35 protein-coding genes are annotated in these 21,780 nt (G+C 65.3%); 31 read left to right on the top strand and 4 right to left on the bottom strand.

Translation table 11 applies throughout. The features are described from left to right. From NYO99_RS21030 to rplQ, 31 genes are all read left to right on the top strand, one after another. A partial coding sequence (locus tag NYO99_RS21030; protein WP_479685369.1) for an EF-Tu C-terminal domain-related protein occupies positions 1-346 on the top strand: 346 nt, incomplete at its 5' end. Between the two features lie 65 nt (positions 347-411). Then, positions 412-723 (top strand): 30S ribosomal protein S10, encoded by a 312-nt coding sequence (rpsJ, locus tag NYO99_RS21025; protein WP_132576760.1) that lies wholly within the window; start codon positions 412-414, stop codon positions 721-723. Positions 724-998: 275 nt separating this feature from the next. Further along, complete coding sequence (gene rplC, locus NYO99_RS21020) at positions 999-1,670, top strand: 50S ribosomal protein L3 (RefSeq protein ID WP_268169256.1); 672 nt, start codon at positions 999-1,001, stop codon at positions 1,668-1,670. Further along, positions 1,670-2,290, top strand: a complete 621-nt coding sequence (rplD, locus tag NYO99_RS21015; protein ID WP_268169255.1) for a 50S ribosomal protein L4 — start codon at positions 1,670-1,672, stop codon at positions 2,288-2,290. Before rplC ends, rplD begins: the two co-directional genes overlap by 1 nt. Continuing rightward, positions 2,287-2,601, top strand: a complete 315-nt coding sequence (gene rplW, locus NYO99_RS21010) for a 50S ribosomal protein L23 (RefSeq protein WP_268169254.1) — start codon at positions 2,287-2,289, stop codon at positions 2,599-2,601. The genes rplD and rplW overlap by 4 nt, the downstream gene beginning before the upstream one ends. Further along, on the top strand, positions 2,602-3,426 hold the full coding sequence (gene rplB / locus NYO99_RS21005) for a 50S ribosomal protein L2 (RefSeq protein WP_268169253.1): 825 nt from the start codon (positions 2,602-2,604) through the stop codon (positions 3,424-3,426). Positions 3,427-3,436: 10 nt separating this feature from the next. Beyond that, a complete protein-coding gene (rpsS, locus tag NYO99_RS21000) occupies positions 3,437-3,715 on the top strand; it encodes a 30S ribosomal protein S19 (protein WP_088484478.1) in 279 nt (92 codons plus the stop codon). A gap of 12 nt (positions 3,716-3,727) precedes the next feature. Continuing rightward, entirely contained in the window at positions 3,728-4,057 is a 330-nt protein-coding gene (gene rplV / locus NYO99_RS20995; RefSeq protein WP_268169252.1) for a 50S ribosomal protein L22, read from the top strand. Between the two features lie 15 nt (positions 4,058-4,072). Beyond that, complete coding sequence (gene rpsC / locus NYO99_RS20990; protein ID WP_268169251.1) at positions 4,073-4,930, top strand: 30S ribosomal protein S3; 858 nt, start codon at positions 4,073-4,075, stop codon at positions 4,928-4,930. 2 nt (positions 4,931-4,932) lie between these two features. Continuing rightward, entirely contained in the window at positions 4,933-5,349 is a 417-nt protein-coding gene (gene rplP, locus NYO99_RS20985) for a 50S ribosomal protein L16 (RefSeq protein ID WP_268169250.1), read from the top strand. A gap of 10 nt (positions 5,350-5,359) precedes the next feature. After that, positions 5,360-5,563 carry a 50S ribosomal protein L29 gene (gene rpmC, locus NYO99_RS20980; protein WP_233374001.1) on the top strand — a complete coding sequence of 68 codons (204 nt, stop codon included), beginning with the start codon at positions 5,360-5,362 and terminating at the stop codon, positions 5,561-5,563. Next, the gene (rpsQ, locus tag NYO99_RS20975) at positions 5,560-5,829 is read left to right on the top strand and encodes a 30S ribosomal protein S17 (RefSeq protein WP_268169249.1); all 270 of its coding nucleotides are present in this window, start codon (positions 5,560-5,562) and stop codon (positions 5,827-5,829) included. Before rpmC ends, rpsQ begins: the two co-directional genes overlap by 4 nt. An 84-nt stretch (positions 5,830-5,913) precedes the next feature. After that, on the top strand, positions 5,914-6,423 hold the full coding sequence (locus NYO99_RS20970) for a peroxiredoxin (RefSeq protein ID WP_268169248.1): 510 nt from the start codon (positions 5,914-5,916) through the stop codon (positions 6,421-6,423). A gap of 249 nt (positions 6,424-6,672) precedes the next feature. Further along, on the top strand, positions 6,673-7,041 hold the full coding sequence (rplN, locus tag NYO99_RS20965; protein WP_056194233.1) for a 50S ribosomal protein L14: 369 nt from the start codon (positions 6,673-6,675) through the stop codon (positions 7,039-7,041). Positions 7,042-7,064: 23 nt separating this feature from the next. Then, on the top strand, positions 7,065-7,379 hold the full coding sequence (gene rplX, locus NYO99_RS20960) for a 50S ribosomal protein L24 (protein ID WP_268169247.1): 315 nt from the start codon (positions 7,065-7,067) through the stop codon (positions 7,377-7,379). Positions 7,380-7,389: 10 nt separating this feature from the next. Continuing rightward, complete coding sequence (gene rplE, locus NYO99_RS20955) at positions 7,390-7,929, top strand: 50S ribosomal protein L5 (RefSeq protein WP_268169246.1); 540 nt, start codon at positions 7,390-7,392, stop codon at positions 7,927-7,929. Between the two features lie 8 nt (positions 7,930-7,937). Next, positions 7,938-8,243, top strand: coding sequence for a 30S ribosomal protein S14 (gene rpsN / locus NYO99_RS20950; RefSeq protein WP_268169245.1), 306 nt, complete (start codon positions 7,938-7,940; stop codon positions 8,241-8,243). Between the two features lie 26 nt (positions 8,244-8,269). Then, on the top strand, positions 8,270-8,665 hold the full coding sequence (gene rpsH, locus NYO99_RS20945; RefSeq protein WP_268169244.1) for a 30S ribosomal protein S8: 396 nt from the start codon (positions 8,270-8,272) through the stop codon (positions 8,663-8,665). Between the two features lie 18 nt (positions 8,666-8,683). Beyond that, on the top strand, positions 8,684-9,217 hold the full coding sequence (gene rplF, locus NYO99_RS20940) for a 50S ribosomal protein L6 (protein WP_268169243.1): 534 nt from the start codon (positions 8,684-8,686) through the stop codon (positions 9,215-9,217). An 11-nt stretch (positions 9,218-9,228) separates the two neighbouring features. After that, complete coding sequence (gene rplR / locus NYO99_RS20935; protein ID WP_268169242.1) at positions 9,229-9,585, top strand: 50S ribosomal protein L18; 357 nt, start codon at positions 9,229-9,231, stop codon at positions 9,583-9,585. Positions 9,586-9,603: 18 nt separating this feature from the next. After that, a complete protein-coding gene (gene rpsE / locus NYO99_RS20930) occupies positions 9,604-10,125 on the top strand; it encodes a 30S ribosomal protein S5 (RefSeq protein WP_268169241.1) in 522 nt (173 codons plus the stop codon). Positions 10,126-10,145: 20 nt separating this feature from the next. Further along, entirely contained in the window at positions 10,146-10,328 is a 183-nt protein-coding gene (gene rpmD / locus NYO99_RS20925; RefSeq protein WP_119046645.1) for a 50S ribosomal protein L30, read from the top strand. Positions 10,329-10,354: 26 nt separating this feature from the next. Next, a complete protein-coding gene (gene rplO / locus NYO99_RS20920; protein ID WP_268169240.1) occupies positions 10,355-10,786 on the top strand; it encodes a 50S ribosomal protein L15 in 432 nt (143 codons plus the stop codon). Positions 10,787-10,809: 23 nt separating this feature from the next. Beyond that, positions 10,810-12,120, top strand: a complete 1,311-nt coding sequence (gene secY, locus NYO99_RS20915) for a preprotein translocase subunit SecY (protein ID WP_268169239.1) — start codon at positions 10,810-10,812, stop codon at positions 12,118-12,120. A 56-nt stretch (positions 12,121-12,176) separates the two neighbouring features. After that, the gene (gene infA, locus NYO99_RS20910) at positions 12,177-12,395 is read left to right on the top strand and encodes a translation initiation factor IF-1 (protein ID WP_268169238.1); all 219 of its coding nucleotides are present in this window, start codon (positions 12,177-12,179) and stop codon (positions 12,393-12,395) included. Between the two features lie 61 nt (positions 12,396-12,456). Next, on the top strand, positions 12,457-12,570 hold the full coding sequence (rpmJ, locus tag NYO99_RS20905; protein WP_056194202.1) for a 50S ribosomal protein L36: 114 nt from the start codon (positions 12,457-12,459) through the stop codon (positions 12,568-12,570). Between the two features lie 30 nt (positions 12,571-12,600). After that, on the top strand, positions 12,601-12,966 hold the full coding sequence (rpsM, locus tag NYO99_RS20900) for a 30S ribosomal protein S13 (RefSeq protein ID WP_268154334.1): 366 nt from the start codon (positions 12,601-12,603) through the stop codon (positions 12,964-12,966). Positions 12,967-12,992: 26 nt separating this feature from the next. Continuing rightward, the gene (gene rpsK / locus NYO99_RS20895; RefSeq protein WP_056194196.1) at positions 12,993-13,397 is read left to right on the top strand and encodes a 30S ribosomal protein S11; all 405 of its coding nucleotides are present in this window, start codon (positions 12,993-12,995) and stop codon (positions 13,395-13,397) included. A 201-nt stretch (positions 13,398-13,598) separates the two neighbouring features. Next, the gene (gene rpsD, locus NYO99_RS20890) at positions 13,599-14,222 is read left to right on the top strand and encodes a 30S ribosomal protein S4 (RefSeq protein WP_268169237.1); all 624 of its coding nucleotides are present in this window, start codon (positions 13,599-13,601) and stop codon (positions 14,220-14,222) included. Positions 14,223-14,360: 138 nt separating this feature from the next. Further along, positions 14,361-15,350, top strand: a complete 990-nt coding sequence (locus tag NYO99_RS20885) for a DNA-directed RNA polymerase subunit alpha (RefSeq protein WP_268169236.1) — start codon at positions 14,361-14,363, stop codon at positions 15,348-15,350. A gap of 95 nt (positions 15,351-15,445) precedes the next feature. After that, positions 15,446-15,835, top strand: a complete 390-nt coding sequence (gene rplQ / locus NYO99_RS20880; RefSeq protein WP_268169235.1) for a 50S ribosomal protein L17 — start codon at positions 15,446-15,448, stop codon at positions 15,833-15,835. Positions 15,836-15,901: 66 nt separating this feature from the next. On the opposite strand, the gene pdeM is transcribed toward rplQ, so the two are convergent. From pdeM to NYO99_RS20860, 4 genes are read right to left on the bottom strand one after another with little or no spacing between them, the layout of a single operon-like run. Continuing rightward, entirely contained in the window at positions 15,902-16,570 is a 669-nt protein-coding gene (gene pdeM, locus NYO99_RS20875) for a ligase-associated DNA damage response endonuclease PdeM (protein ID WP_268169234.1), read from the bottom strand. Beyond that, positions 16,567-19,083 (bottom strand): ligase-associated DNA damage response DEXH box helicase, encoded by a 2,517-nt coding sequence (locus tag NYO99_RS20870; protein ID WP_268169233.1) that lies wholly within the window; start codon positions 19,081-19,083, stop codon positions 16,567-16,569. The genes pdeM and NYO99_RS20870 overlap by 4 nt, the downstream gene beginning before the upstream one ends. Further along, positions 19,058-20,725: an ATP-dependent DNA ligase gene (locus NYO99_RS20865; RefSeq protein WP_268169232.1), complete on the bottom strand. Its 1,668-nt coding sequence runs from the start codon at positions 20,723-20,725 to the stop codon at positions 19,058-19,060. Before NYO99_RS20865 ends, NYO99_RS20870 begins: the two co-directional genes overlap by 26 nt. Continuing rightward, entirely contained in the window at positions 20,722-21,750 is a 1,029-nt protein-coding gene (locus NYO99_RS20860; RefSeq protein WP_268169231.1) for a ligase-associated DNA damage response exonuclease, read from the bottom strand. The genes NYO99_RS20865 and NYO99_RS20860 overlap by 4 nt, the downstream gene beginning before the upstream one ends. Positions 21,751-21,780: the final 30 nt, after the last annotated feature.

The following is a 21,780-nucleotide window of genomic DNA, read 5'->3' as shown; positions in this document are numbered from 1 at the left end:
CGGCACCAAGCGCGAAGACGTCGAGCGCGGCCAAGTGCTGGCCAAGCCCGGCACGATCAAGCCGCACACCCACTTCACCGCTGAGATCTACGTTCTGAGCAAGGAAGAGGGCGGCCGTCACACTCCGTTCTTCAACAACTACCGTCCCCAGTTCTACTTCCGCACGACGGACGTGACCGGTGCCGTGGAGCTGCCGAAGGACAAGGAAATGGTCATGCCCGGCGACAACGTCGGCATCACCGTGAAGCTGATCGCTCCGATCGCGATGGAAACCGGTCTGCGCTTCGCCATCCGTGAAGGTGGCCGCACCGTCGGTTCGGGCGTCGTTGCCACGATCCTCGAGTAATCACTGCGTGACCTGGCGCCGGGTGGACTCTGCCCGGTGCTGACCTCGCTCTTTAAGGAACAGTCATGCAAAAGCAAAAGATCCGCATCCGTCTGAAGGCGTTTGATTACAAGCTGATCGACCAGTCGGCCCTCGAGATCGTCGAGACCGCCAAGCGCACGGGCGCCATCGTCAAGGGTCCCGTGCCCCTGCCGACGCGCCTGGAGCGTTTCGACATCCTGCGTTCGCCGCACGTCAACAAGACCAGCCGCGACCAGTTCGAGATCCGTACGCACCAGCGTCTGATGGACATCGTCGACCCGACCGACAAGACGGTTGACGCGCTCATGAAGCTCGACCTGCCCGCCGGCGTCGACGTCGAAATCAAGCTGCAGTAATCCGAACGGCCTTCGGGCTTCGTTCTGAAGGCCCCGGCCCTGTTTCGACAGGCCGGGGCTTTGTCTTTTCCGCAAAAGACGTGAGGCGCTTGCGTCAGGGCTATCCCGCACGCTATACTCGCCAGCTTTTCCGGGTTGGCTCTTGCCTGCTCGGATGTTCGCGCAGCGTTTTGCAAGGTTCTCCGAGCAAGGTGCTGCACAGGTCAGCCCGGCCAATCGATGTCGGGTGTTCGCAATAGCTTCGAAGGCGAGAGCCAACGGGGCTGGAGAAAAACATGAGTCTGAGCAACCGTCTCGGTTTGCTGGGCCGCAAGGTGGGCATGATGCGCATCTTCACGGACGATGGCGACGCCATCCCCGTGACGGTGCTGGACGTGTCCAACAACCGCGTGACCCAGGTCAAGACCCAAGAGACCGACGGCTACAGCGCCATCCAGGTGGCGTTCGGTACGCGCAAAGCTTCGCGCGTCACCAAGCCTGAAGCCGGCCACCTCGCCAAGGCGGGTGTCGAAGCCGGTGAAATCCTCAAGGAATTCCGCGTCGACGCCGACGTCGCGGCCCAGTACAAGGCTGGCGCGACCGTCCCCGTGACGCTGTTCGCCACGGGTCAGCTGGTTGACGTGCAAGGTACGTCCATCGGTAAGGGCTTCGCGGGCACCATCAAGCGCCACAACTTCGGCTCGCAGCGCGCGTCGCACGGTAACAGCCGTTCGCACAACGTGCCGGGTTCGATCTCCATGGCGCAGGATCCGGGTCGCGTGTTCCCGGGTAAGAAGATGACCGGCCACATGGGCGACGAGACTGTCACCACCCAGAACCTGGACATCGTGCGCGTTGACGAGGCTCGTCAACTGCTGCTGGTCCGCGGTGCCGTGCCGGGCGCCAAGAACGGCCACGTCGTCGTTCGTCCCGCCGTCAAGGTCAAGATCAAGAAGGGAGCCAACTGATGCAGCTCGAGCTCCTGAACGAGCAGGGTCAGGCCACGTCCAAGGTTGACGCGCCCGACACCATCTTCGCTCGCGACTACAACGAAGCCCTGGTGCACCAGGTGGTCGTGGCCTTCCAGGCCAACGCCCGTCAAGGCACCCGCGCCCAGAAGGACCGTGAACAGGTCCACCACTCGACCAAGAAGCCTTTCCGCCAGAAGGGCACCGGCCGCGCTCGCGCCGGTATGACCTCGTCGCCGCTGTGGCGCGGGGGCGGTCGCATCTTCCCGAACATGCCTGACGAGAACTTCTCGCACAAGCTGAACAAGAAGATGTACCGCGCAGGCATGGCTGCGATCCTGTCGCAGCTGGCCCGTGAAGGCCGCCTGGCCGTGGTGGATTCGATCTCGGTCGAAGCCCCCAAGACCAAGCTGCTGGCCGCCAAGTTCAAGGCCATGGGCCTGGACTCGGTCATGGTCATCGCCGACACCGTGGACGACAACCTGCTGCTGGCCTCGCGCAACCTGGCCAACGTGCTGGTCGTCGAGCCGCGCTACGCCGACCCCCTGTCGCTGGTCTTCTACAAGAAGGTGCTGGTGACCAAGGCTGCGGTCGAGCAACTCAAGGAGATGCTGGCATGAGCGTCACCAAGTATTCCGAAGGCCGTCTGGCCTCCGTGCTGCTCGCGCCCATCGTGTCCGAGAAGGCCACGCAGGTCGCAGAGAAGCACAACCAGGTGCTGTTCAAGGTCCTGCGCGACGCCACCAAGCCCGAGATCAAGGCCGCTGTTGAACTGATGTTCAAGGTCGAGGTCGAGTCGGTCAGCGTGGTCAACGTCAAGGGCAAGACCAAGCGCTTCGGTGGCCGTCCGGGCCGCCGTGACCACGTCAAGAAGGCCTATGTGGCCCTCAAGGCTGGTCAAGAGCTCAATTTCTCCGGGGAGGCCGCGTAAATGGCCATCGTCAAAGTCAAGCCGACTTCGCCCGGCCGCCGTGGCGTCGTCAAGGTGGTGCACAAGCACCTCCACAAGGGCGCTCCTGAAGCGTCGCTGCTGGAGCCCCAGAAGCAGAAGTCTGGCCGTAACAACAACGGTCACATCACGATGCGCCACAAGGGCGGTGGTCACAAGCACCACTACCGCGTCGTTGACTTCAAGCGCAACAAGGACGGCATCCCCGCGAAGGTCGAGACCATCGAGTACGACCCGAACCGTACGGCCCACATCGCACTGGTGTGCTACGCCGACGGCGAGCGCCGCTACGTGATTGCTCCGCGCGGCCTGGAAGTGGGTTCGACCATCCTGAGCGGCTCGGAAGCGCCGATCAAGGCTGGCAACACGCTGCCCATCCGCAACATCCCGGTGGGTTCGACCATCCACTGCATCGAGTTGCAGCCTGGCAAGGGTGCCCAGATGATCCGTTCGGCCGGCGCTTCCGCCGTCCTGATGGCTCGTGAAGGCGTCTACGCCCAGATCCGCCTGCGTTCCGGCGAAGTTCGCCGCGTGCACATCGACTGCCGCGCCACCATCGGTGAAGTGAGCAACGAAGAGCACAGCCTGCGCCAGTACGGCAAGGCCGGTGCCATCCGCTGGAAGGGCATCCGCCCGACCGTCCGCGGCGTCGCCATGAACCCGGTGGACCACCCGCACGGTGGCGGCGAAGGCCGCACCGGCGAGGGCCAGGTCCCCGTGTCCCCGTGGAACACGATGACCAAGGGCTATCGCACTCGCAACAACAAGCGCACGCAGACGTTCATCGTTTCGCGTCGCAAGAAGTAAGGGCTAGGCCATGACTCGTTCGCTGAAGAAGGGCCCGTTCGTTGACCACCACCTGCAGGCCAAGGTCGACAAGGCGGTTGCCAACAAGGACAAGAAGCCCATCAAGACCTGGTCGCGTCGCTCGACGATCCTGCCCGAGTTCATCGGTCTGACGATCGCTGTGCACAACGGCAAGCAGCACGTGCCGGTCTATGTGTCTGACCAGATGGTCGGCCACAAGCTGGGTGAATTCGCACTGACCCGCACCTTCAAGGGCCACCCGGCCGACAAGAAGGCCGGGAAGAAGTAAGGACTAGAGACGATGGAAACCAAAGCAATCGTCCGTGGCGTCCGCCTGTCGTGTGACAAGGGCCGCCTCGTGGCCGACATGATCCGCGGCAAGAAGGTGGATCACGCCCTCAACATCCTGACCTTCACCCAGAAGAAGGCGGCCGTCATCATCAAGAAGGCGCTGGAAAGCGCCATTGCCAACGCCGAGCACAACGACGGCGCTGACATCGATGAACTGAAGGTCACCTCGATCTACGTCGAACAGGGTGCCACGCTGAAGCGCTTCTCGGCGCGCGCCAAAGGCCGCGGCAACCGCATCAGCAAGCCCACGTGCCACATCTTCGTGGCCGTCGGCAACTAAGGCGTTAGGAAGACTATGGGACAGAAAATCCATCCGGTTGGCTTCCGCCTTCCTGTCACCCGTAACTGGGCTTCGCGTTGGTACGCGAACAACCAGAACTTCGCCAGCATGCTGGCCGAGGATCTGCAGGTTCGTGATTACCTGAAGGCCAAGCTCAAGAACGCCGCTGTTTCGCGCATCCTGATCGAGCGTCCCGCCAAGAACGCCCGCATCACGATCTTCTCGGCTCGTCCGGGTGTCGTGATCGGCAAGAAGGGCGAAGACATCGAAGCGCTGAAGGCTGAGCTGACCAAGCGTCTGGGCGTGCCCGTCGCCGTCAACATCGAAGAAGTGCGCAAGCCTGAAGTCGATGCCCAGTTGATCGCTGACTCGATCACCCAGCAGCTCGAGAAGCGCATCATGTTCCGCCGCGCCATGAAGCGCGCCATGCAGAACGCGATGCGTCTGGGTGCCCAAGGCATCAAGATCATGAGCGCGGGTCGTCTGAACGGCATCGAAATCGCTCGTACCGAGTGGTATCGCGAAGGTCGTGTGCCTCTGCACACCCTGAAGGCCGACATCGACTACGGCTTCTCGGAAGCCAAGACCACCTATGGCGTCATCGGCGTCAAGGTGTGGGTCTATCGCGGTGACCGCCTGGCCAATGGCGAGGCCCCCGTCATCAACACCCCCGCTGGCGCCGAAGACGATCGTCGCCCGCGCCGTAACGCCCGTCCGGGCGCTCCTAGCGGCCGTGGCCGTCCGGGTGGCGACCGTGGCCCGCGTGACGGAGCAGACCAGCCCGCTGCAGCCGCTCCTGGTGGCGCAGCCCAGCCCGCCGGCAAGCGCGTGATCCGCAAGGCTCCCGCTGCCGGTGAGGCCAAAGGAGAATAAACATGCTGCAACCTAATCGTCGCAAGTACCGCAAGGAGCAGAAAGGCCGCAACACCGGTGTTGCGACCCGCGGCGCCGCGGTGTCTTTCGGTGACTTCGGCCTGAAGGCCACGGAGCGCGGCCGTCTGACGGCCCGTCAGATCGAGGCGGCTCGCCGTGCGATCTCGCGTCACATCAAGCGTGGCGGCCGGATCTTCATCCGCATCTTCCCGGACAAGCCCATCTCGCAAAAGCCTGCCGAAGTCCGTATGGGTAACGGTAAGGGCAACCCGGAGTACTACGTGGCTGAAATCCAGCCCGGCAAGGTGCTCTACGAGATCAACGGCGTGCCGGAAACGCTGGCTCGCGAGGCGTTCACGCTGGCGGCTGCCAAGCTGCCGCTGCGTTGCACGTTCGTGGCCCGCCAGGTCGGTACCTGAGGAAGACACCATGACGAAAGCAACTGAACTCCGCGCCAAGGACGTCGCTGCCCTCGAGAAGGAAGTGACCGACCTGCTGAAGGCTCACTTCGGCCTGCGCATGCAAAAGGCCACCCAGCAGCTGACCAACCACAGCCAGCTGGGCAAGACCCGCCGCGACATCGCTCGCGCCAAGACCATCCTGGCGCAGAAGAAGAAGGAGGCCACGAAATGACTGAGGCCCAAGTGAAGAACGTGCGCACCCTGGTCGGTCGCGTCGTCAGCGATGCCCGTGACAAGACCGTGACCGTGCTCGTCGAGCGCCGTGCCAAGCACGAGCTCTACGGCAAGATCGTGGCCCGCTCGCGCAAGTACCACGCACACGACGAAACCAACGAGTACAAGATCGGCGACGTCGTCGAGATCAGCGAAACCCGCCCGGTCTCGAAGACCAAGGCCTGGGCGGTGACCCGCCTGGTCGAGAAGGCGCAGATCGTTTAAGACCGTCGGTCACTTGACCGCCAAAGCCGGCACGCTAGGGAACTGGTGCGCCGGCTTTTTCATTTCCAGTTCACGGAGGAACGCATGATCAAAGTAGGCGACAAGCTGCCGGCCGGCAGCCTGCAGGAATTCATCGAGGTTGAAGGCGAGGGCTGCAGCCTGGGGCCCAACAGTTTCGACATCGAAAAGGCGACCGCCGGCAAGACCGTGGCCATCTTTGCCCTGCCCGGCGCGTTCACGCCGACCTGCTCGGCGCAGCATGTGCCTGGCTACGTGGCCAAGGCGGACGAGTTGAAGGCTGCCGGCGTTGACGAGGTCTGGTGTGTTTCGGTCAACGATGCCTTCGTCATGGGCGCCTGGGGCCGTGACCAGAAGACAGCAGGCAAGGTTCGCATGATGGCCGACGGTAGCGCTGCTTTCACGCACGCCGTTGGGTTGGTGTTCGACCTGACCGCGAAGGGCTTTGGTGTGCGTTCGCAGCGCTACTCGATGCTGGTGAAGGACGGTGTGGTTCAGAGCCTGAACGTCGAGGCGCCCGGCAAGTTCGAAGTCAGCGACGCAGCGACGCTGCTGGCGCAGGCCAAGACGATCTGATTTCGTGACAGCTCGGCCGCCTCTGCGGCCGAATGAACTTTCTGCGCAAGAGGTGTTGACGGCGCATCGCTCGCCAATGCATAATGCGCAGCTTCGCCGAAAGCTAGGCACATGACTCCATGTGCTGCGGCCTCGGAATCCGCCCACAACCGTCGGGCAGCAGGGTGCAAGTCGCCAAGCTGACTGACTTACGGGCCCAAGACTGACCGACTCGCGTGCTGCGCGTTTCGGGACAAGTTGGGGACAGACATGATCCAAATGCAATCGCGGCTTGATGTCGCGGACAACACTGGCGCCAAGTCCGTTCAGTGCATCAAGGTGCTGGGCGGCTCCAAGCGCCGCTATGCACACATCGGCGACATCATCAAGGTCAGCATCAAGGAAGCTGCCCCGCGTGGTCGCGTGAAGAAGGGCGAGGTCTACAGCGCCGTGGTGGTGCGTACCGCCAAGGGCGTGCGCCGTCAGGACGGCTCGCTCGTCAAGTTCGACGGCAATGCCGCCGTGCTGCTCAATGCCAAGCTGGAGCCCATCGGCACCCGCATCTTCGGCCCCGTGACGCGTGAACTGCGTACCGAGCGCTTCATGAAGATCGTGTCGCTGGCGCCCGAGGTGCTTTGAGCCCCCACTGTCTGAGGTAAGCCATGAACAAGATCCGTACCGGCGACCAGGTCATCGTGTTGACCGGCCGCGACAAGGGCAAGCGCGGCACCGTGACCGCGCGCGCTGACGAAGACCATGTGGTCGTCGAAGGCGTCAATGTCGTCAAGAAGCACGTCAAGCCCAACCCTATGAAGGGCACCACCGGCGGCGTCGTCGACAAGACCATGCCCATCCATCAATCCAACGTGGCGATCTTCAACGCCGCCTCCGGCAAGGCCGATCGCGTGGGCGTCAAGCTCGTCGACGGCAAGCGGGTGCGCGTCTTCAAGTCGACCGGCGAAGAGATCAAGGCATAAGAGGTCCGACATGGCTCGTCTGCAAACGCATTACCGCGAAAAAATCGTGCCCAGCCTGACTGAAAAGTTTGGCTACAAGTCGGTCATGGAAGTGCCGCGCATCACCAAGATCACGCTCAACATGGGCGTGAGCGAGGCGGTGGCCGACAAGAAGGTCATGGACCACGCTGTGGGTGACCTGACCAAGATCGCGGGCCAGAAGCCCGTGGTGACCAAGTCGAAGAAGGCCATTGCCGGCTTCAAGATTCGTGACAACGTGCCCATCGGCGCGATGGTGACGCTGCGTGGCGTCCAGATGTACGAATTCCTGGACCGCTTTGTGACGATCGCGCTGCCGCGCGTTCGCGACTTCCGTGGTATCTCCGGCCGTTCGTTCGACGGTCGCGGCAACTACAACATCGGCGTCAAAGAGCAAATCATCTTCCCTGAGATCGAGTACGACAAGGTGGATGCTCTGCGTGGTCTGAACATCAGCATCACGACGACTGCCAAGACGGACGACGAAGCCAAGGCACTGCTGGCTGCGTTCAAGTTTCCGTTCAAGAACTGAGGTGACCCGTGGCAAAACTCTCGATCAAACAACGTGAGCTGAAGCGCGAAGCGCTGGTCGCCAAGTTCGCCAAGAAGTACGCGGATCTGAAGGCCATCATCGACGACAGCAAGAAGTCCGAGGAAGAGCGCTACGCCGCCCGCCTCGAGCTGCAAAAGCTGCCCCGCAATGCTTACCCCACTCGCCTGCGCAACCGCTGCGAGCTGACGGGTCGTCCGCGTGGCACCTTCCGCAAGTTCGGCCTGGCCCGTAACAAGATCCGTGAACTGGCCTTCAAGGGCGACATCCCTGGTGTCGTCAAGGCCAGCTGGTAATCATCGGCTGATAGGAGATATCGCAAATGAGCATGAGTGATCCCATCGCCGATATGCTGACCCGCATTCGTAACGCGCAGATCGTCGAGAAGACGAGCGTTGTGATGCCGTCGTCCAAGCTGAAGGTGGCGATTGCCAAGGTCCTGAAGGACGAAGGCTACATCGACGACTTCGCCGTGCGTGGCGAAGCCGCCCGTCCGGAGCTGGAAATCTCGCTGAAGTACTACGCTGGCCGTCCGGTCATCGAGCGCATCGAGCGAGTCAGCCGCCCCGGTCTGCGCATCTACAAGGGCCGCCACGACATTCCTCAGGTCATGAATGGTCTGGGTGTGGCGATTGTGACGACCCCGCAAGGCGTCATGACGGACCGCAAGGCCCGCGCTGCCGGTATCGGTGGCGAGGTGCTCTGCTACGTCGCCTAAGCGAAGGAGTAGGAAACAATGTCCCGCGTAGGAAAAATGCCGGTCAACGTCCCGCAAGGTGTGGACGTGACCATCGGCGCTGAGTCCATCAGCGTCAAGGGCTCGCTCGGCACGCTGGTGCGTCCGGTGAACAGCCTGGTGAACATCAAGAACGAAGCTGGCAAGCTGAGCTTCGTGCCCGCCAACGAGTCGACGGAAGCCGACGCGATGAGCGGCACGATGCGTGCCCTGGTGGCCAACATGGTCAACGGCGTCAGCAAGGGCTTCGAGAAGAAGCTGAACCTGGTTGGCGTGGGTTTCCGCGCTCAAGCCCAGGGCCAGAAGCTGAACCTGCAGATCGGTTTCTCTCACCCGGTGGTGAAGGACATGCCGGCCGGCATCAAGGTCGAGTGCCCCACCCAGACGGAAATCGTCATCAAGGGTGCTGACCGCCAGGTCGTTGGCCAGATCGCCGCTGAGGTGCGCGCCTTCCGTCCGCCCGAGCCCTACAAGGGCAAGGGCATCCGTTATTCGGACGAGAAGGTCTCCCTCAAAGAGACCAAGAAGAAGTAAGGAGCCGCGCCATGATGACCAAGAAAGAACAACGCCTGCGTCGTTCGCGCCAGACCCGTGCTCGCATCGCTCTGCAGCGCGTGGCCCGTCTGACGGTGTTCCGCTCCAATCTGCACATTTACGCCCAAGTCCTGTCGGAAGACGGTGGCAAGGTGCTAGCCGCTGCGTCGACCGCCGAGAAGACGGTTCGCGAGCAGGTGAGCAACGGCGGCAACGTTGCTGCTGCCACGCTGGTCGGCAAGCTGATCGCCGAGAAGGCCAAGGCTGCCGGCGTCGAGAAGGTCGCTTTCGATCGCTCGGGCTTCGCCTACCACGGCCGCGTCAAGGCGCTGGCCGAAGCAGCCCGCGAAGCCGGCCTGCAGTTCTGACGCATCTAGGAATACGAAATGGCAAAGTTTCAACCCCGTGGCGCTCAGGCTGAAGGCAACGACGACGGCCTGAAGGAAAAGATGATCGCGGTTAACCGCGTGACCAAGGTTGTGAAGGGCGGCCGTACGCTGTCTTTCGCGGCTCTGACTGTGGTCGGTGACGGCGATGGCCGCATCGGCATGGGCAAGGGCAAGGCCAAGGAAGTGCCGGTTGCTGTGCAAAAGGCCATGGAATCGGCCCGCCGCAACATGATCAAGGTTCAGCTGAAGAACGGCACCGTTCATCACAACGTGATCGGTGAGCACGGCGCGTCGCGCGTCATGCTGGCTCCCGCTCCTGTGGGTACCGGCGTCATCGCCGGCGGCCCGATGCGCGCCGTTTTCGAAGTGATGGGTGTGACCGACATCGTGTCCAAGAGCCACGGTTCGACGAACCCGTACAACATGGTCCGCGCCACGCTGGACGCTCTGAAGCGTTCCACCACGGCGTCGGAAGTCGCTGCCAAGCGCGGCAAGACGGTTGAAGAAATCTTCAACTGATCGCCACAGCGGAGCACAAGATGTCTGACAAGAAAACCGTGACGGTCAAGCTGGTGCGCAGCCCCATCGGCTGCCGCGCCTCGCACCGTGCCACCGTGACCGGCCTGGGTCTGCGCAAGCTGAACAGCCAAAGCACGCTGGAAGACACGCCCGCCGTGCGCGGCATGATCAACAAGATCGCCTATCTGGTGCAGGTGCTGTAAGCGCCCCGCACACTGAGGACAAGACGATGGAACTCAACACGATCAAGCCCGCTGAGGGCGCCAAGCATGCCAAGCGCCGTGTCGGCCGTGGCATCGGCTCCGGCCTGGGCAAGACCGCAGGTCGCGGTCACAAGGGCCAGAAGTCCCGCGCTGGTGGCTACCACAAGGTCGGCTTCGAAGGCGGTCAGATGCCGCTGCAGCGTCGCTTGCCCAAGCGTGGCTTCAAGTCGCTGACGCTGAAGTACAACGCCGAAATCACGTTGTCTGACCTGCAAGGTCTGGCTGGCGAAGAGATCGACGTGTCGACGCTGAAGGCGGTCGGCCTGGTGCCGCAGCTGACGAAGTCGGTCAAGGTCATCCTGGCTGGCTCTATCGAGCGCAAGGTCACGCTGAAGGGCGTGAACGCCACGAAGGGCGCCAAGGCGGCCATCGAGGCGGCGGGCGGCTCGGTCGCCTAATTCAGCACAGGAACTGATCCAGCGTGGCTACCAACGCGAATCAGCTGGCCAAGAGCGGCAAGTTCGGCGACCTGCGTCGCCGGCTTGTGTTCCTGGCGCTGGCCCTGGTTGTCTACCGCATCGGGGCGCATATCCCGGTGCCTGGTATCGACCCGGTTCAGCTGCAGCAGTTCTTCAAAGGTCAGGCCGGTGGCATCCTGAGCCTGTTCAACATGTTCTCGGGCGGCGCGTTGTCGCGCTTCACCGTGTTCGCGTTGGGCATCACGCCTTACATCTCTGCGTCCATCGTCATCCAGTTGATGACCTACGTCGTGCCGACGCTGGAGCAGTTGAAGAAGGAAGGCGAAGCCGGACGTCGCAAGATCACGCAGTACACCCGCTACGGTACGTTGGGCCTCGCTCTGTTCCAGAGCTTGTCCATCGCGTTGGCGCTGGAAGGTACGGCCGGTCTGGTGCTGGATCCTGGCTTTGGCTTCCGGCTGACGGCAGTGTCTAGCTTGGTGGCCGGGACGATGTTCTTGATGTGGCTGGGTGAGCAGATCACGGAACGCGGCCTCGGCAACGGTATCTCCATCCTGATCTTTGCCGGTATCGCTGCAGGCTTGCCCAGCGCGATCGGTGGCCTCTTTGAGCTGGTTCGCACCGGCGCGATGGGTTACGGTTCGGCGTTGTTCATCGTGGCTCTTGTGGTCGCCGTGACGTTCGTTGTCGTGTTCGTCGAGCGCGGCCAGCGCAAGATCCTGGTGAACTACGCCAAGCGCCAAGTGGGCAACAAGGTGTACGGCGGTCAGTCGTCGCACCTGCCGCTGAAGCTGAACATGTCGGGCGTGATCCCGCCGATCTTCGCGTCGTCCATCATCCTGCTGCCGGCGACGGTGGTGAGCTGGTTTGCGACGGGTGACGGTCTGCGCTGGCTGAAGGATTTGGCTGGTGCGGTGAGCCCAGGTCAGCCGATCTATGTGATGTTGTACGCGGCCGCGATCGTGTTCTTCTGCTTCTTCTACACGGCGCTGGTGTTCAACAGCCGTGAGACTGCAGACAACCTGAAGAAGAGCGGCGCATTCATTCCGGGTATCCGTCCGGGTGACCAGACGGCCAAGCACATCGACAAGATCCTGTCGCGGCTGACGTTGGCTGGTGCGATCTACATCACCGCAGTGTGTTTGCTGCCTGAGTTCCTGACGCTGAAGTACAACGTTCCGTTTTACTTTGGTGGCACCTCACTGCTGATCATTGTGGTTGTCACGATGGACTTCTGGGCCCAGGTTCAGAGCTACATCATGAGTCAGCAGTACGAGTCACTGCTGAAGAAGGCCAGCTTCAAGCCCAGCTGACAGCTGGGCCAGCTGAACGTAGGAAAAATTTGATTTAACCCACACGAAGCGTAGGTATGGCGAAAGATGACGTCATTCAGATGCACGGTGAGATTCTTGAGAACCTCCCCAACGCTACGTTTCGTGTGAAGTTAGAAAACGGGCATGTCGTCCTCGGGCACATCTCCGGCAAGATGCGGATGCACTACATCCGGATCCTGCCTGGCGACAAAGTGACTGTGGAGCTGACGCCCTACGATTTGAGTCGTGCTCGCATCGTGTTCCGGGCGAAGTGAGCTGTTTGAACCCCCGGGAACGCGTCAAGAGCGCAAGAAGAGTTAGGCCAAGGAGCAGACCATGAAAGTTTCGGCATCCGTGAAGCAGATGTGCCGCAATTGCAAGATCATCCGCCGCAAGGGTGTGGTGCGCGTGATCTGCACCGACCCGCGTCACAAGCAGCGTCAAGGCTGATTGGCCGCACGACAGAATTAGAGGACCACCATGGCACGTATTGCTGGTATCAACATTCCGCCGCAAAAGCACACTGAGATCGGCCTGACCTCGATCTACGGCATCGGCCGTACGACCGCTCAGAAGATCTGCACGACCTGCGGCATTCCGTTTGACAAGAAGGTCAAAGACCTGACCGACGGCGATCTCGAGAAGATCCGTGACGAGGTCAACAAGCTGACCATCGAAGGTGACCTGCGCCGTGAGCAGTCCATCAACATCAAGCGTCTGATGGACCTGGGCTGCTACCGTGGTTTCCGTCATCGCCGTGGCCTGCCGATGCGTGGCCAGCGCACCCGCACGAATGCCCGCACCCGCAAGGGTCCGCGCAAGTCGGCTGCGACCGGCAAGAAGTAAGCTGCCCGAACTGAAAGAAGGTCAATATGGCAAAGGCTCCCAACAATTCGGCGGCTCAGCGCGTTCGCAAGAAGGTTCGTAAGAACGTTGCTGACGGCATCGCGCACGTCCACGCCTCGTTCAACAACACCATCATCACCATCACCGACCGTCAAGGCGGCGCCCTGTCGTGGGCTTCGTCGGGCGGCCAGGGCTTCAAGGGTTCGCGCAAGTCGACGCCCTTCGCTGCTCAGGTGGCGGCCGAGGTGGCTGGCCGTGCTGCACAAGAGCAGGGCATCAAGAACCTGGACGTCAAGATCAAGGGCCCGGGCCCGGGTCGCGAATCGTCGGTGCGCGCTCTGGCTGCGCTCGGCATCCGCATCAACTCGATCTCTGACGTGACCCCGGTGCCGCACAACGGCTGCCGTCCGCAGAAGCGTCGCCGCATCTGATCTGCGCAACTTGCAGATTCGGATGACGGTGCGATAATCGCGCGTTTTCCCGGAGCCGGCGGGCACTCAGGTGCCGCGCCGGCTTCAGTTTTGAGTCGATCTCTATGGAGGTCTGCTCGTAAGCCCACCGTCCAAGCCCACAACAACACCGGCTGGACTCGCGTCAGGCAACTGACGTCAGATTGAACAAGGACACTCAAAGTGGCACGTTATCTCGGCCCCAAGGCCAAACTTTCCCGCCGCGAAGGCACTGACCTCTACCTGAAGAGCGCCCGCCGCGCCATCAGCGACAAGGCCAAGTTCGACAGCAAGCCTGGCCAGCATGGCCGCACCTCTGGTCAGCGCACGTCTGACTTCGGCCTGCAGCTGCGTGAGAAGCAGAAGGTCAAGCGCATGTACGGTGTGCTGGAGCGTCAGTTCCGCCGCTACTTCGCTGAAGCCGAGCGCCGCAAGGGCTCGACCGGCGTGAACCTGCTGCAACTGCTGGAATCGCGTCTGGACAACGTCGTCTACCGCATGGGCTTCGGCTCCACCCGCGCAGAAGCCCGCCAGCTGGTTTCGCACAAGGGCGTGACGGTCAACGGCGAAGTTGTGAACATCGCTTCCTACCTGGTCAAGGCCGGTGACACCGTCGCCGTGCGCGAGAAGGCCAAGAAGCAGCTGCGCGTGACCGAAGCCTTCAAGCTGGCCGATTCCATCGGTCTGCCCGCGTGGGTTTCCGTCGACGGCACCAAGCTGGAAGGCGTGTTCAAGAAGGCCCCGGACCGCGACGAGTTCGGCGCCGAGATCAACGAATCGCTGATCGTCGAGTTGTACTCGCGTTAATCGTTCCCCCCGCCGACCACGCCTGCAAGGGCGCGGTCGGCGTTTCCTCGTCCGGGCTTCCTGCCCTTCGAAGGCTCTGCCCGGCTGGTCCTCAGCCTTATCGGTGTAACGAACCGAGGGTATTGAAAGAAAGACCTCATGCAAACCAACTTGCTCAAACCCAAGTCCATCAACGTGGAGCCCCTGGGCGGTCATCGCGCCAAGGTCACGCTGGAGCCGTTCGAACGCGGCTACGGTCACACCCTGGGCAACGCCCTGCGCCGTGTGCTGCTCTCGTCGATGGTGGGTTATGCGCCGACGGAAGTGACGATCGCCGGCGTGCTGCACGAGTACTCGGCCATCGACGGCGTGCAAGAGGACGTGGTTCACATCATGCTGAACCTCAAGGGCGTGGTCTTCCGCTTGCACAACCGCGAGGAAGTGACGCTGGTCCTGCGCAAGGAAGGTGAAGGCCCTGTCACGGCGGCTGACATCCAGACCCCGCACGACGTTGAGATCATCAACCCTGAGCACGTCATCGCCCACCTGTCGCAAGGCGGCAAGCTCGACATGCAGATCAAGGTCGAGAAGGGCCGTGGCTACGTGCCCGGCACGATGCGCCGCTTCGGCGACGAGCCGACCAAGAGCATCGGCCGCATCGTTCTCGATGCGTCGTTCTCGCCCGTCAAGCGCGTGAGCTACGCCGTCGAGAACGCCCGCGTCGAGCAGCGTACCGACCTGGACAAGCTGGTCATGGAAATCGAAACCAACGGCGCCATCTCGCCTGAGGAAGCGATCCGTGCATCGGCCAAGATCCTGGTGGAGCAGCTCGCCGTGTTCGCTCAGCTGCAAGGCACCGACCTGGTCGACGCCTTCGACCAGCCGGCCCAGCGCGCCAGCAGCTTCGACCCGATCCTGCTGCGCCCCGTCGACGAGCTCGAGCTGACCGTGCGTTCGGCCAACTGCTTGAAGGCCGAGAACATCTACTACATCGGCGACCTGATCCAGCGCACCGAGACCGAGCTGCTGAAGACCCCGAACCTGGGTCGCAAGTCGCTCAACGAAATCAAGGAAGTGCTGGCTTCGCGCGGTCTGACTCTGGGCGCCCGCCTGGAAAACTGGCCGCCGCAAGGTCTGGACAAGCGTTAATTTTTAAGTGGGTGGCGCGCTGACCAACGCCACCCGGTGCACCCGCCAGTACCTGATCCGGCTGGCGGCATTAATGAAGTGAAAGGAAAAGCACCATGCGTCACCGTAACGGCCTCCGTAAGCTCAACCGCACCAGCGCCCACCGCGCTGCCATGCTGCGCAACATGTGCGTTTCGCTGCTCGAGCACGAAGCCATCAAGACCACGGTTCCCAAGGCCAAGGAACTGCGTCGCGTCGTCGAGCCGCTGATCACGCTGGCCAAGGAACCCACGCTGGCCAACCGCCGCCTGGCTTTCGACCGTCTGCGCGACCGTGACATCGTCACCAAGCTGTTCAACGTGCTGGGCCCGCGCTTCGCGGCTCGTCCGGGCGGCTACACCCGCATCCTGAAGATGGGTTTCCGCGTCGGCGACAACGCGCCCATGGCTTACGTTGAACTGGTGGATCGCGCCGAAGGCGAGACCGAAGGCGTTGCCGCCGAATAAGCTCAGCACACGCTGATCTGACAAGCCCGCCTCGCGCGGGCTTTTTTGCGTCTGGCTTTCCTGATGTCAGCGCGGCGTCGCCAGCCAGGCGATGCTGCCTTCCGCCAGTACGGCGGCCCGCCCCTGCGTGCGCGCCAGCGTTCGCAAGTCCAGGCTCATCGCGCCGGTCAGGCCGCCAAAGGCCGGCAGGACCAGCAGCTGCGGGTAGTGCACGAAGCAAGCGCGGCGCAGGCGGTCGCCGGCCCGGCTGCGCAGACTCACCGCCGGATGCCAGTGGCCGGCCAGTGTGAATGCGGCCGGTGCTGTTGCGTCGGTGGCTGGCGGTTCATGCGCAGCGACCAAGGGGCCGATCACCAATGGCTGTTCGGCGATGCGCAGCGGCAGCTCATGCGGATGGATCGGCCGGTCATGGTTGCCCAGCACCAGTGTCGTCGGCACGCGGGTGCAGAAGTCGGCCACGGCCCGCAGCAGCGGCGCCACCAGCCCCTCCCGGCCGTGCCAGAAGTCGCCCAGCACGACGAGCTGCTGCGCCCCGTGGGCATCGACCAACTGGCGCAGGCGGGCCAGCGTCGCGCGGCTGCTGCCCGCCGGCACCGGCTGGCCCTGCGCGCGGAAGGCCGCCCCTTTGCCCAGGTGCAGGTCCGCAACGAACAGTGTGTGCCGCGCCGGCCACCACACGGCGCCTTCTGGCAGCAGCCACAGCGTTTCGCCGGCAACATCGAGCGGCAGACTCATCGCTGTCTCCGACGTGGGTGCGGCGACGCGGCGGCGTCAGCGCCGCGACCGAAGGCCAGGCGCTCGCCGACGTCCGTGGCTGACACAGCAGGCCCTTCGGCGGCGCCCTCCAGCTCGGCGAGCATGCGTGCGAGCCGCTGGGCCAGTGACTCGGTCGACGCGCGCTCGCGCAGCCGCTCGACCAGCAGCGGGAAGGCCAGCGGCGTCGGCCGCGGGGGCTGGCGCAGCACCAATGCTTGGCTCGCCAGCCGTGCGAGCAGCCGCGCCAAAGCCGTCACGTCCAGTTCGGCGCCGAGCAGCTCGGCCTCGGCCTGGCGCAGCAGGCGGTTGTGCGGGTCATGCTGGCGGAACACGTCGTAGTACAGCGAGGCCGACGCCTGCAGCTGCCGCTGGCTGCGCGCCTCGCCCGGGTGGCTCTGGAAGATCAGGCCCGCGATGCGTGCGATCTCGCGGAAGCGCCGCCGCGCCAGTTCGCTGGCATTCAGGCTGGCCAGCACCTCGCCCTGCAGCGTGGCCGCGTTCACCGGTGCGAGCAGGTTGTGCAGCCGCGCTGCCCAGTCGATCTCGGTGGCGCTCAGCAACTCCAGCCCGTAGTCATTGACCGCCATCGTGAACGTGGCCGGTGTGTCCCGACCGACGCGCCAGGCCAGCAGCGAGGCCAGCCCGAGGTGCACCGTGCGGCCGGCGAAAGGATAGAGAAACAGATGGTGGCCGTCCGCGGTCCGCAGGGTCTCGGCCAGCAGGTGTCGCGAGCCCGGCAGCGCAGACCAGCTCGCCTGCAGGTCGAGCAGCGGCGCGACGAAGCGCATCTCCCGGTCGGCATGCAGGCCCTGCGCCGCCTCGTCCAGCCGCGTGAGCATCGCGTCGGCCAGCGTGTCGGAGATCGCGAACTGCCCGCCGTCCCAGCGTGGCAGCAGCGCCTTGTCGGCCTTCGCAACACGCACATAGGCCGTCAGCCCCTCCACGCGCACCAGCGCCAGTGAGCGGCCGCCCAGCAGGAACACGTCGCCGACCCGCAACCGGGCGATGAAGCTCTCCTCCACCGTCGCGATGCGGCCGCCGGTCAGGAACTGCACGCTCATGGCCGCGTCCGACACGATGGTGCCGATGTTGCTGCGGTGGCGCCGCGCCAGGCGCGCGTCGGGCACGCACCAGACGCCGGTGTCGTCGGGCACCACGCGCTGGAAGTCAGGGTAGGCGCGCAGCGAGTCGCCGCCATGCCGCACGAAGTCCAGCGCCCACTGCCAGGCGTCGTCGCCAAGGGCCCGGTACGACGGCGCGCCGCGCACCTCGGGCAGCAGCTCGTCGGGCCGGAATCCGCCGCCCAGCGCGATGGTGACGAGGTGCTGCACCAGCACGTCCAGCGGCGCCTCGGGCGGGCGGCGCGGCTCGATGCGGCCGGCCTGCACGGCCGCGCGCAGCGCCGAGGCCTCAATGATCTCCAGGCTGTGCGTGGGCACCAGCGTCACGCGCGAACGCCGGCCCGGCGCGTGACCGCTGCGGCCGGCGCGCTGCAGCAGCCGCGCCACGCCCTTGGCCGAGCCGATCTGCAGCACCTGCTCCACCGGCAGGAAGTCCACGCCCAGGTCCAGGCTGGCCGTGCAAACCACGCACTTGAGCTGACCCGCCTTCATCGCCGCCTCCACCCAGCGGCGCGCCTCGGCGTCCACCGAGCCGTGGTGCAGCGCGACGAGGCCGGCCCAGTCTGGCCGCGCCTCCAGCAGCGCCTGGAACCAGCGCTCGCATTGCGAGCGCGTGTTCGTGAACACCAGCGTGCTGGCCGCCGCGTCGATGCGTTCGACGACCGCCGGCAGCATCGTCAGCCCCATGTGCCCGCCCCAGGCAAAGCGCTCGATGCGCGGCGGCAGCAGCGTGTCGATGAGGATCTTCTTGTCCTGTGCCCCGCGCACGATGACCGCGCCGGGCGCCAGCGTGTCCGCGGCCTCCTCCAGGTTGGCCAGCGTGGCCGACAGGCCCCAGGTCATCAGCGCCGGGTTCCAGCGCCGCAGCCGCGCCAGCGCCAGCTGCAGCTGCACGCCGCGCTTGCTGCCCAGCAGCTCGTGCCATTCGTCGACGACGACCAGCCGCACGCGCTTCAGCACCTCCGGCGCGTCGGCGCGCGCGAGCATCAGGCTCAGCGACTCCGGCGTGGTGACGAGTGCCGTGGGCCAGCGGCGCTGCTGCGACGCGCGTTCGCCGCTGGAGGTGTCGCCGGTGCGGGCGGCCAGCGTCCAGTGCGGCGCCAGCGTGGCCGCGGCGTCCTGCAGCGCCAGCAGCGTGTCCTGGCTCAGCGCGCGCATCGGCGTGATCCACAGCACCGTCAGCGGCGCCTCGGCGTCGGCCAGCGCCTGCAGCGCGCCCAGCCACACGGCCAGCGTCTTGCCGCTGCCGGTGGTGGCATGCAGCAGGCCGGAGTGGCCGGCGCGCATGGCCTTCCAGACGTTCTTCTGGAACGGGAAGGCCTGCCAGCCGCGCGCGGCCAGCCAGTCAGTCGTCGGCGATGTGCTGGCCATGCGGCCCCACCTCCATCAGCGCGCGCAGCGTGTCCAGCGTGTCGGTCTCGTGCAGCGGCTTGTCGTCGCGGATGCGCAGCATGCGCGGGAAGCGCACGGCGATGCCGCTCTTGTGCCGCGTGCTCGCCTGCAGCCCCTCGAAGCCCAACTCGAACACCAGCGTGGGCCGCACGCGCCGCACCGGGCCGAACTTCTCCACCGTCGTGCGGCGGATCTCGCGGTCCACGCGCTTGATCTCCTCGTCGGTCAGGCCGGAGTAGGCCTTGGCGAATGGCACCAGCGCCAGCTCGCCGCCCGGTGCATCCAGCGCGGCCTCGGCTTCCGCGGCATCGCGCGGCGCCCGGTTCCACACGGCGAAGCTGTAGTCGGTGTAGAGGTTGGCGCGGCGGCCGTGGCCGGCCAGCGCGTAGACCAGCACGGCGTCCACGCTGAGCGGCGCGACCTTCCATTTCCACCACGCGCCCGCCGTGCGGCCGATGCCGTAGGCCGACTCGCGGTGCTTCAGCATCAGCCCCTCGACGCGGCGTTCGCGCGAGCCTGCGCGGGCCGCGGCGAGGCCGGGCCAGTCGGCGGCGTCGATCAGCGGCGACGTCGCGATGCCCAGGCGCTCCAGCCGCGCGCGCCGGGCGTGCATCGGTTCGGCGCGGCGGTCCACGCCGTCGCTCTCCAGCAGGTCGTAGGCCAGCAGCCGCACGGGCGCTTCGGCCAGGATGGCCTTGGACAGCCGGGTGCGGCCGATGCGTTTTTGCAGCAGCGCAAACGGCGCCGGCGCGTCCTCGCCATGGCGCCAGGCCAGCAGCTCGCCGTCGACGACCGTGCCGTCGGGCCAGGTGCTGGCCTCCAGCGTCACCTCGGGGAAGCGCTCCGTCACCAGCTCCTCGCCGCGCGACCAGATCCACACCTGGCCGTCGCGCTTCACCACCTGCGCGCGGATGCCGTCGTACTTCCACTCGGCGAGCCAGTCGCCGCGGTCGCCGAGCGTGGCGGGTTCGGCCGCGAGCGGGTGCGCCAGGAAGAACGGGTAGGGCTGGCCGCCGCGCGTGCCGCCGGGGTCGTCGGCCAGCAGCGTCTGGAAGCGCTCGGCCGTCGGCGGCGTGTCGATCTGCGTGTAGCCCATCATGCGCTGCGCGATGCCGGCCGCGTCCGCGCCTGACCACTCAGCCAGCGCCCGCTGCACCAGCAGCTTGCTGACCCCGACGCGAAAGCCCCCGCCCACCAGCTTCACGTACATGAAGCGCTCGTCCGCCGACAGCCCGCGCCACGCGGCCAGCACGGCCTCGCGGCGCGCCGCAGCGTCCGCCTGGCGCAGCGGCAGGATGCGCTGCGTCATCCAGTCCGCGAGCGAGGCGTCCAGGCGTTCCTCCGGGTCGGGCAGCACGTAGGCGATGGCTTCGGCCAGGTCGCCGGTGGCCGCGTAGCCGGCCTCGAACAGCCAGGCCGGCAGCGCGGCCGCCTCGCAGGCCAGCGCGCGCAGCTCGCCCGTGGGCACCGCGCGCCGCGGCGTGCCGCCGGCCAGCAGGTAGACCGCCCAGGCCGCGTCGCGCGGCGCGGCGTCGGCCAGGTAGCGCTTCAGCGCCGCCACCTTGGCCAGCGTGGACGTGCTGGCATCCAGCGCGAGGTAGAGGGCGACGAAATCCTTCATTCGGCGGCCTCCGTGCCGGGCGTATCGTCGCCGTACTCGGTGGCGAAGGCCTCGGCCTGCAGGCCCAGCTCGCTCAGGTAGCGCACCAGCGCACCCTCGTCGCCATGCGTGACGATGACGCGCTGCGCGCCGGTTGCGCGGATGGCCGACAGCAGTCCGGGCCAGTCGGCGTGGTCGCTGAACACGAAGCCGCGGTCCACGCCGCGTCGCCGGCGCGCACCGCGCAGCCGCATCCAGCCGCTGGCGAAAGCATCGCCATGCGGGCCCAGCGCCTTGGCCCAGCGGCTGCCCTGCACGGCCGGCGGCGCGATGACCAGCGCGCCGCGCAGCGCCTTGAACTTCGTCTCCGGCGTGACCGTCTCGACGTCGGGCAGCGCGATGCCCGCGTCGCGGTAGGCCGCGTTCAGCCGGGCCACGGCGCTGTGCACCAGCACCGGCCCGGGGGCGTCAGCCGTCGCGAGCCCGGCGACCAGCCGCTGCGCCTTGCCCAGGCTGTAGCCCATCAGCAGCGCGTGCCGGCCCTGCGCGGCGCAGTCCGTCCACCAGGCGCGCATGTCGGCCAGCACCGCCGTCTGCGGCGCCCAGCGGTAGATCGGCAGCCCGAAGGTGCTCTCGGTGACGAACACGTCGCAGCGCACCGGCTCGAATGGCGCGCAGGTCGTGTTGCAGTCGCCCGCGCCGCTGACGAAATAGTCGCCGGCGACCACCCACACTTCACCGTGGTGCTCGATGCGAATCTGTGCAGACCCCAGCACGTGGCCGGCCGGGTGCAGGCTGACCGTGACGTCGCCGATGCGGCGCGTCTCCCCGTAGGCCAGCCCCTCCAGCGGCGCGTCGTCGCCCAGCCGGGCGCGCATCAGGCCCAGGCCGTCCCGCTGCGCAAGGTAGTGGCCATGGCCGGGTCGGCAATGGTCGGCATGGGCGTGTGTGATGACGGCGCGTTCCACCGGGCGCCAGGGGTCGATGTAGAAGCCGCCGGGCTCGCAATACAGCCCCTGCGGCCGGCGCGTGACCAGATCAGGCATGGCACGCAGTGTGCCCAAGCTGCCCGCGCC

The organism is Roseateles hydrophilus, assembly GCF_026712245.1.
Taxonomy (GTDB): Bacteria; Pseudomonadota; Gammaproteobacteria; order Burkholderiales; family Burkholderiaceae_C; genus Pelomonas; species Pelomonas hydrophilus.
This window is presented reverse-complemented; position numbering and strand designations above follow the sequence as displayed.

Coding starts and splice junctions, on each gene's coding strand:
- rpsJ (WP_132576760.1), top strand. CDS start 412: ATGCAAAAGCAAAAGATCCGCATCCGTCTGAAGGCGTTTGATTACAAG.
- rplC (WP_268169256.1), top strand. CDS start 999: ATGAGTCTGAGCAACCGTCTCGGTTTGCTGGGCCGCAAGGTGGGCATG.
- rplD (WP_268169255.1), top strand. CDS start 1,670: ATGCAGCTCGAGCTCCTGAACGAGCAGGGTCAGGCCACGTCCAAGGTT.
- rplW (WP_268169254.1), top strand. CDS start 2,287: ATGAGCGTCACCAAGTATTCCGAAGGCCGTCTGGCCTCCGTGCTGCTC.
- rplB (WP_268169253.1), top strand. CDS start 2,602: ATGGCCATCGTCAAAGTCAAGCCGACTTCGCCCGGCCGCCGTGGCGTC.
- rpsS (WP_088484478.1), top strand. CDS start 3,437: ATGACTCGTTCGCTGAAGAAGGGCCCGTTCGTTGACCACCACCTGCAG.
- rplV (WP_268169252.1), top strand. CDS start 3,728: ATGGAAACCAAAGCAATCGTCCGTGGCGTCCGCCTGTCGTGTGACAAG.
- rpsC (WP_268169251.1), top strand. CDS start 4,073: ATGGGACAGAAAATCCATCCGGTTGGCTTCCGCCTTCCTGTCACCCGT.
- rplP (WP_268169250.1), top strand. CDS start 4,933: ATGCTGCAACCTAATCGTCGCAAGTACCGCAAGGAGCAGAAAGGCCGC.
- rpmC (WP_233374001.1), top strand. CDS start 5,360: ATGACGAAAGCAACTGAACTCCGCGCCAAGGACGTCGCTGCCCTCGAG.
- rpsQ (WP_268169249.1), top strand. CDS start 5,560: ATGACTGAGGCCCAAGTGAAGAACGTGCGCACCCTGGTCGGTCGCGTC.
- NYO99_RS20970 (WP_268169248.1), top strand. CDS start 5,914: ATGATCAAAGTAGGCGACAAGCTGCCGGCCGGCAGCCTGCAGGAATTC.
- rplN (WP_056194233.1), top strand. CDS start 6,673: ATGATCCAAATGCAATCGCGGCTTGATGTCGCGGACAACACTGGCGCC.
- rplX (WP_268169247.1), top strand. CDS start 7,065: ATGAACAAGATCCGTACCGGCGACCAGGTCATCGTGTTGACCGGCCGC.
- rplE (WP_268169246.1), top strand. CDS start 7,390: ATGGCTCGTCTGCAAACGCATTACCGCGAAAAAATCGTGCCCAGCCTG.
- rpsH (WP_268169244.1), top strand. CDS start 8,270: ATGAGCATGAGTGATCCCATCGCCGATATGCTGACCCGCATTCGTAAC.
- rplF (WP_268169243.1), top strand. CDS start 8,684: ATGTCCCGCGTAGGAAAAATGCCGGTCAACGTCCCGCAAGGTGTGGAC.
- rplR (WP_268169242.1), top strand. CDS start 9,229: ATGATGACCAAGAAAGAACAACGCCTGCGTCGTTCGCGCCAGACCCGT.
- rpsE (WP_268169241.1), top strand. CDS start 9,604: ATGGCAAAGTTTCAACCCCGTGGCGCTCAGGCTGAAGGCAACGACGAC.
- rpmD (WP_119046645.1), top strand. CDS start 10,146: ATGTCTGACAAGAAAACCGTGACGGTCAAGCTGGTGCGCAGCCCCATC.
- rplO (WP_268169240.1), top strand. CDS start 10,355: ATGGAACTCAACACGATCAAGCCCGCTGAGGGCGCCAAGCATGCCAAG.
- infA (WP_268169238.1), top strand. CDS start 12,177: ATGGCGAAAGATGACGTCATTCAGATGCACGGTGAGATTCTTGAGAAC.
- rpmJ (WP_056194202.1), top strand. CDS start 12,457: ATGAAAGTTTCGGCATCCGTGAAGCAGATGTGCCGCAATTGCAAGATC.
- rpsM (WP_268154334.1), top strand. CDS start 12,601: ATGGCACGTATTGCTGGTATCAACATTCCGCCGCAAAAGCACACTGAG.
- rpsK (WP_056194196.1), top strand. CDS start 12,993: ATGGCAAAGGCTCCCAACAATTCGGCGGCTCAGCGCGTTCGCAAGAAG.
- NYO99_RS20885 (WP_268169236.1), top strand. CDS start 14,361: ATGCAAACCAACTTGCTCAAACCCAAGTCCATCAACGTGGAGCCCCTG.
- rplQ (WP_268169235.1), top strand. CDS start 15,446: ATGCGTCACCGTAACGGCCTCCGTAAGCTCAACCGCACCAGCGCCCAC.
- pdeM (WP_268169234.1), bottom strand. CDS start 16,570: ATGAGTCTGCCGCTCGATGTTGCCGGCGAAACGCTGTGGCTGCTGCCA.
- NYO99_RS20870 (WP_268169233.1), bottom strand. CDS start 19,083: ATGGCCAGCACATCGCCGACGACTGACTGGCTGGCCGCGCGCGGCTGG.
- NYO99_RS20865 (WP_268169232.1), bottom strand. CDS start 20,725: ATGAAGGATTTCGTCGCCCTCTACCTCGCGCTGGATGCCAGCACGTCC.
- NYO99_RS20860 (WP_268169231.1), bottom strand. CDS start 21,750: ATGCCTGATCTGGTCACGCGCCGGCCGCAGGGGCTGTATTGCGAGCCC.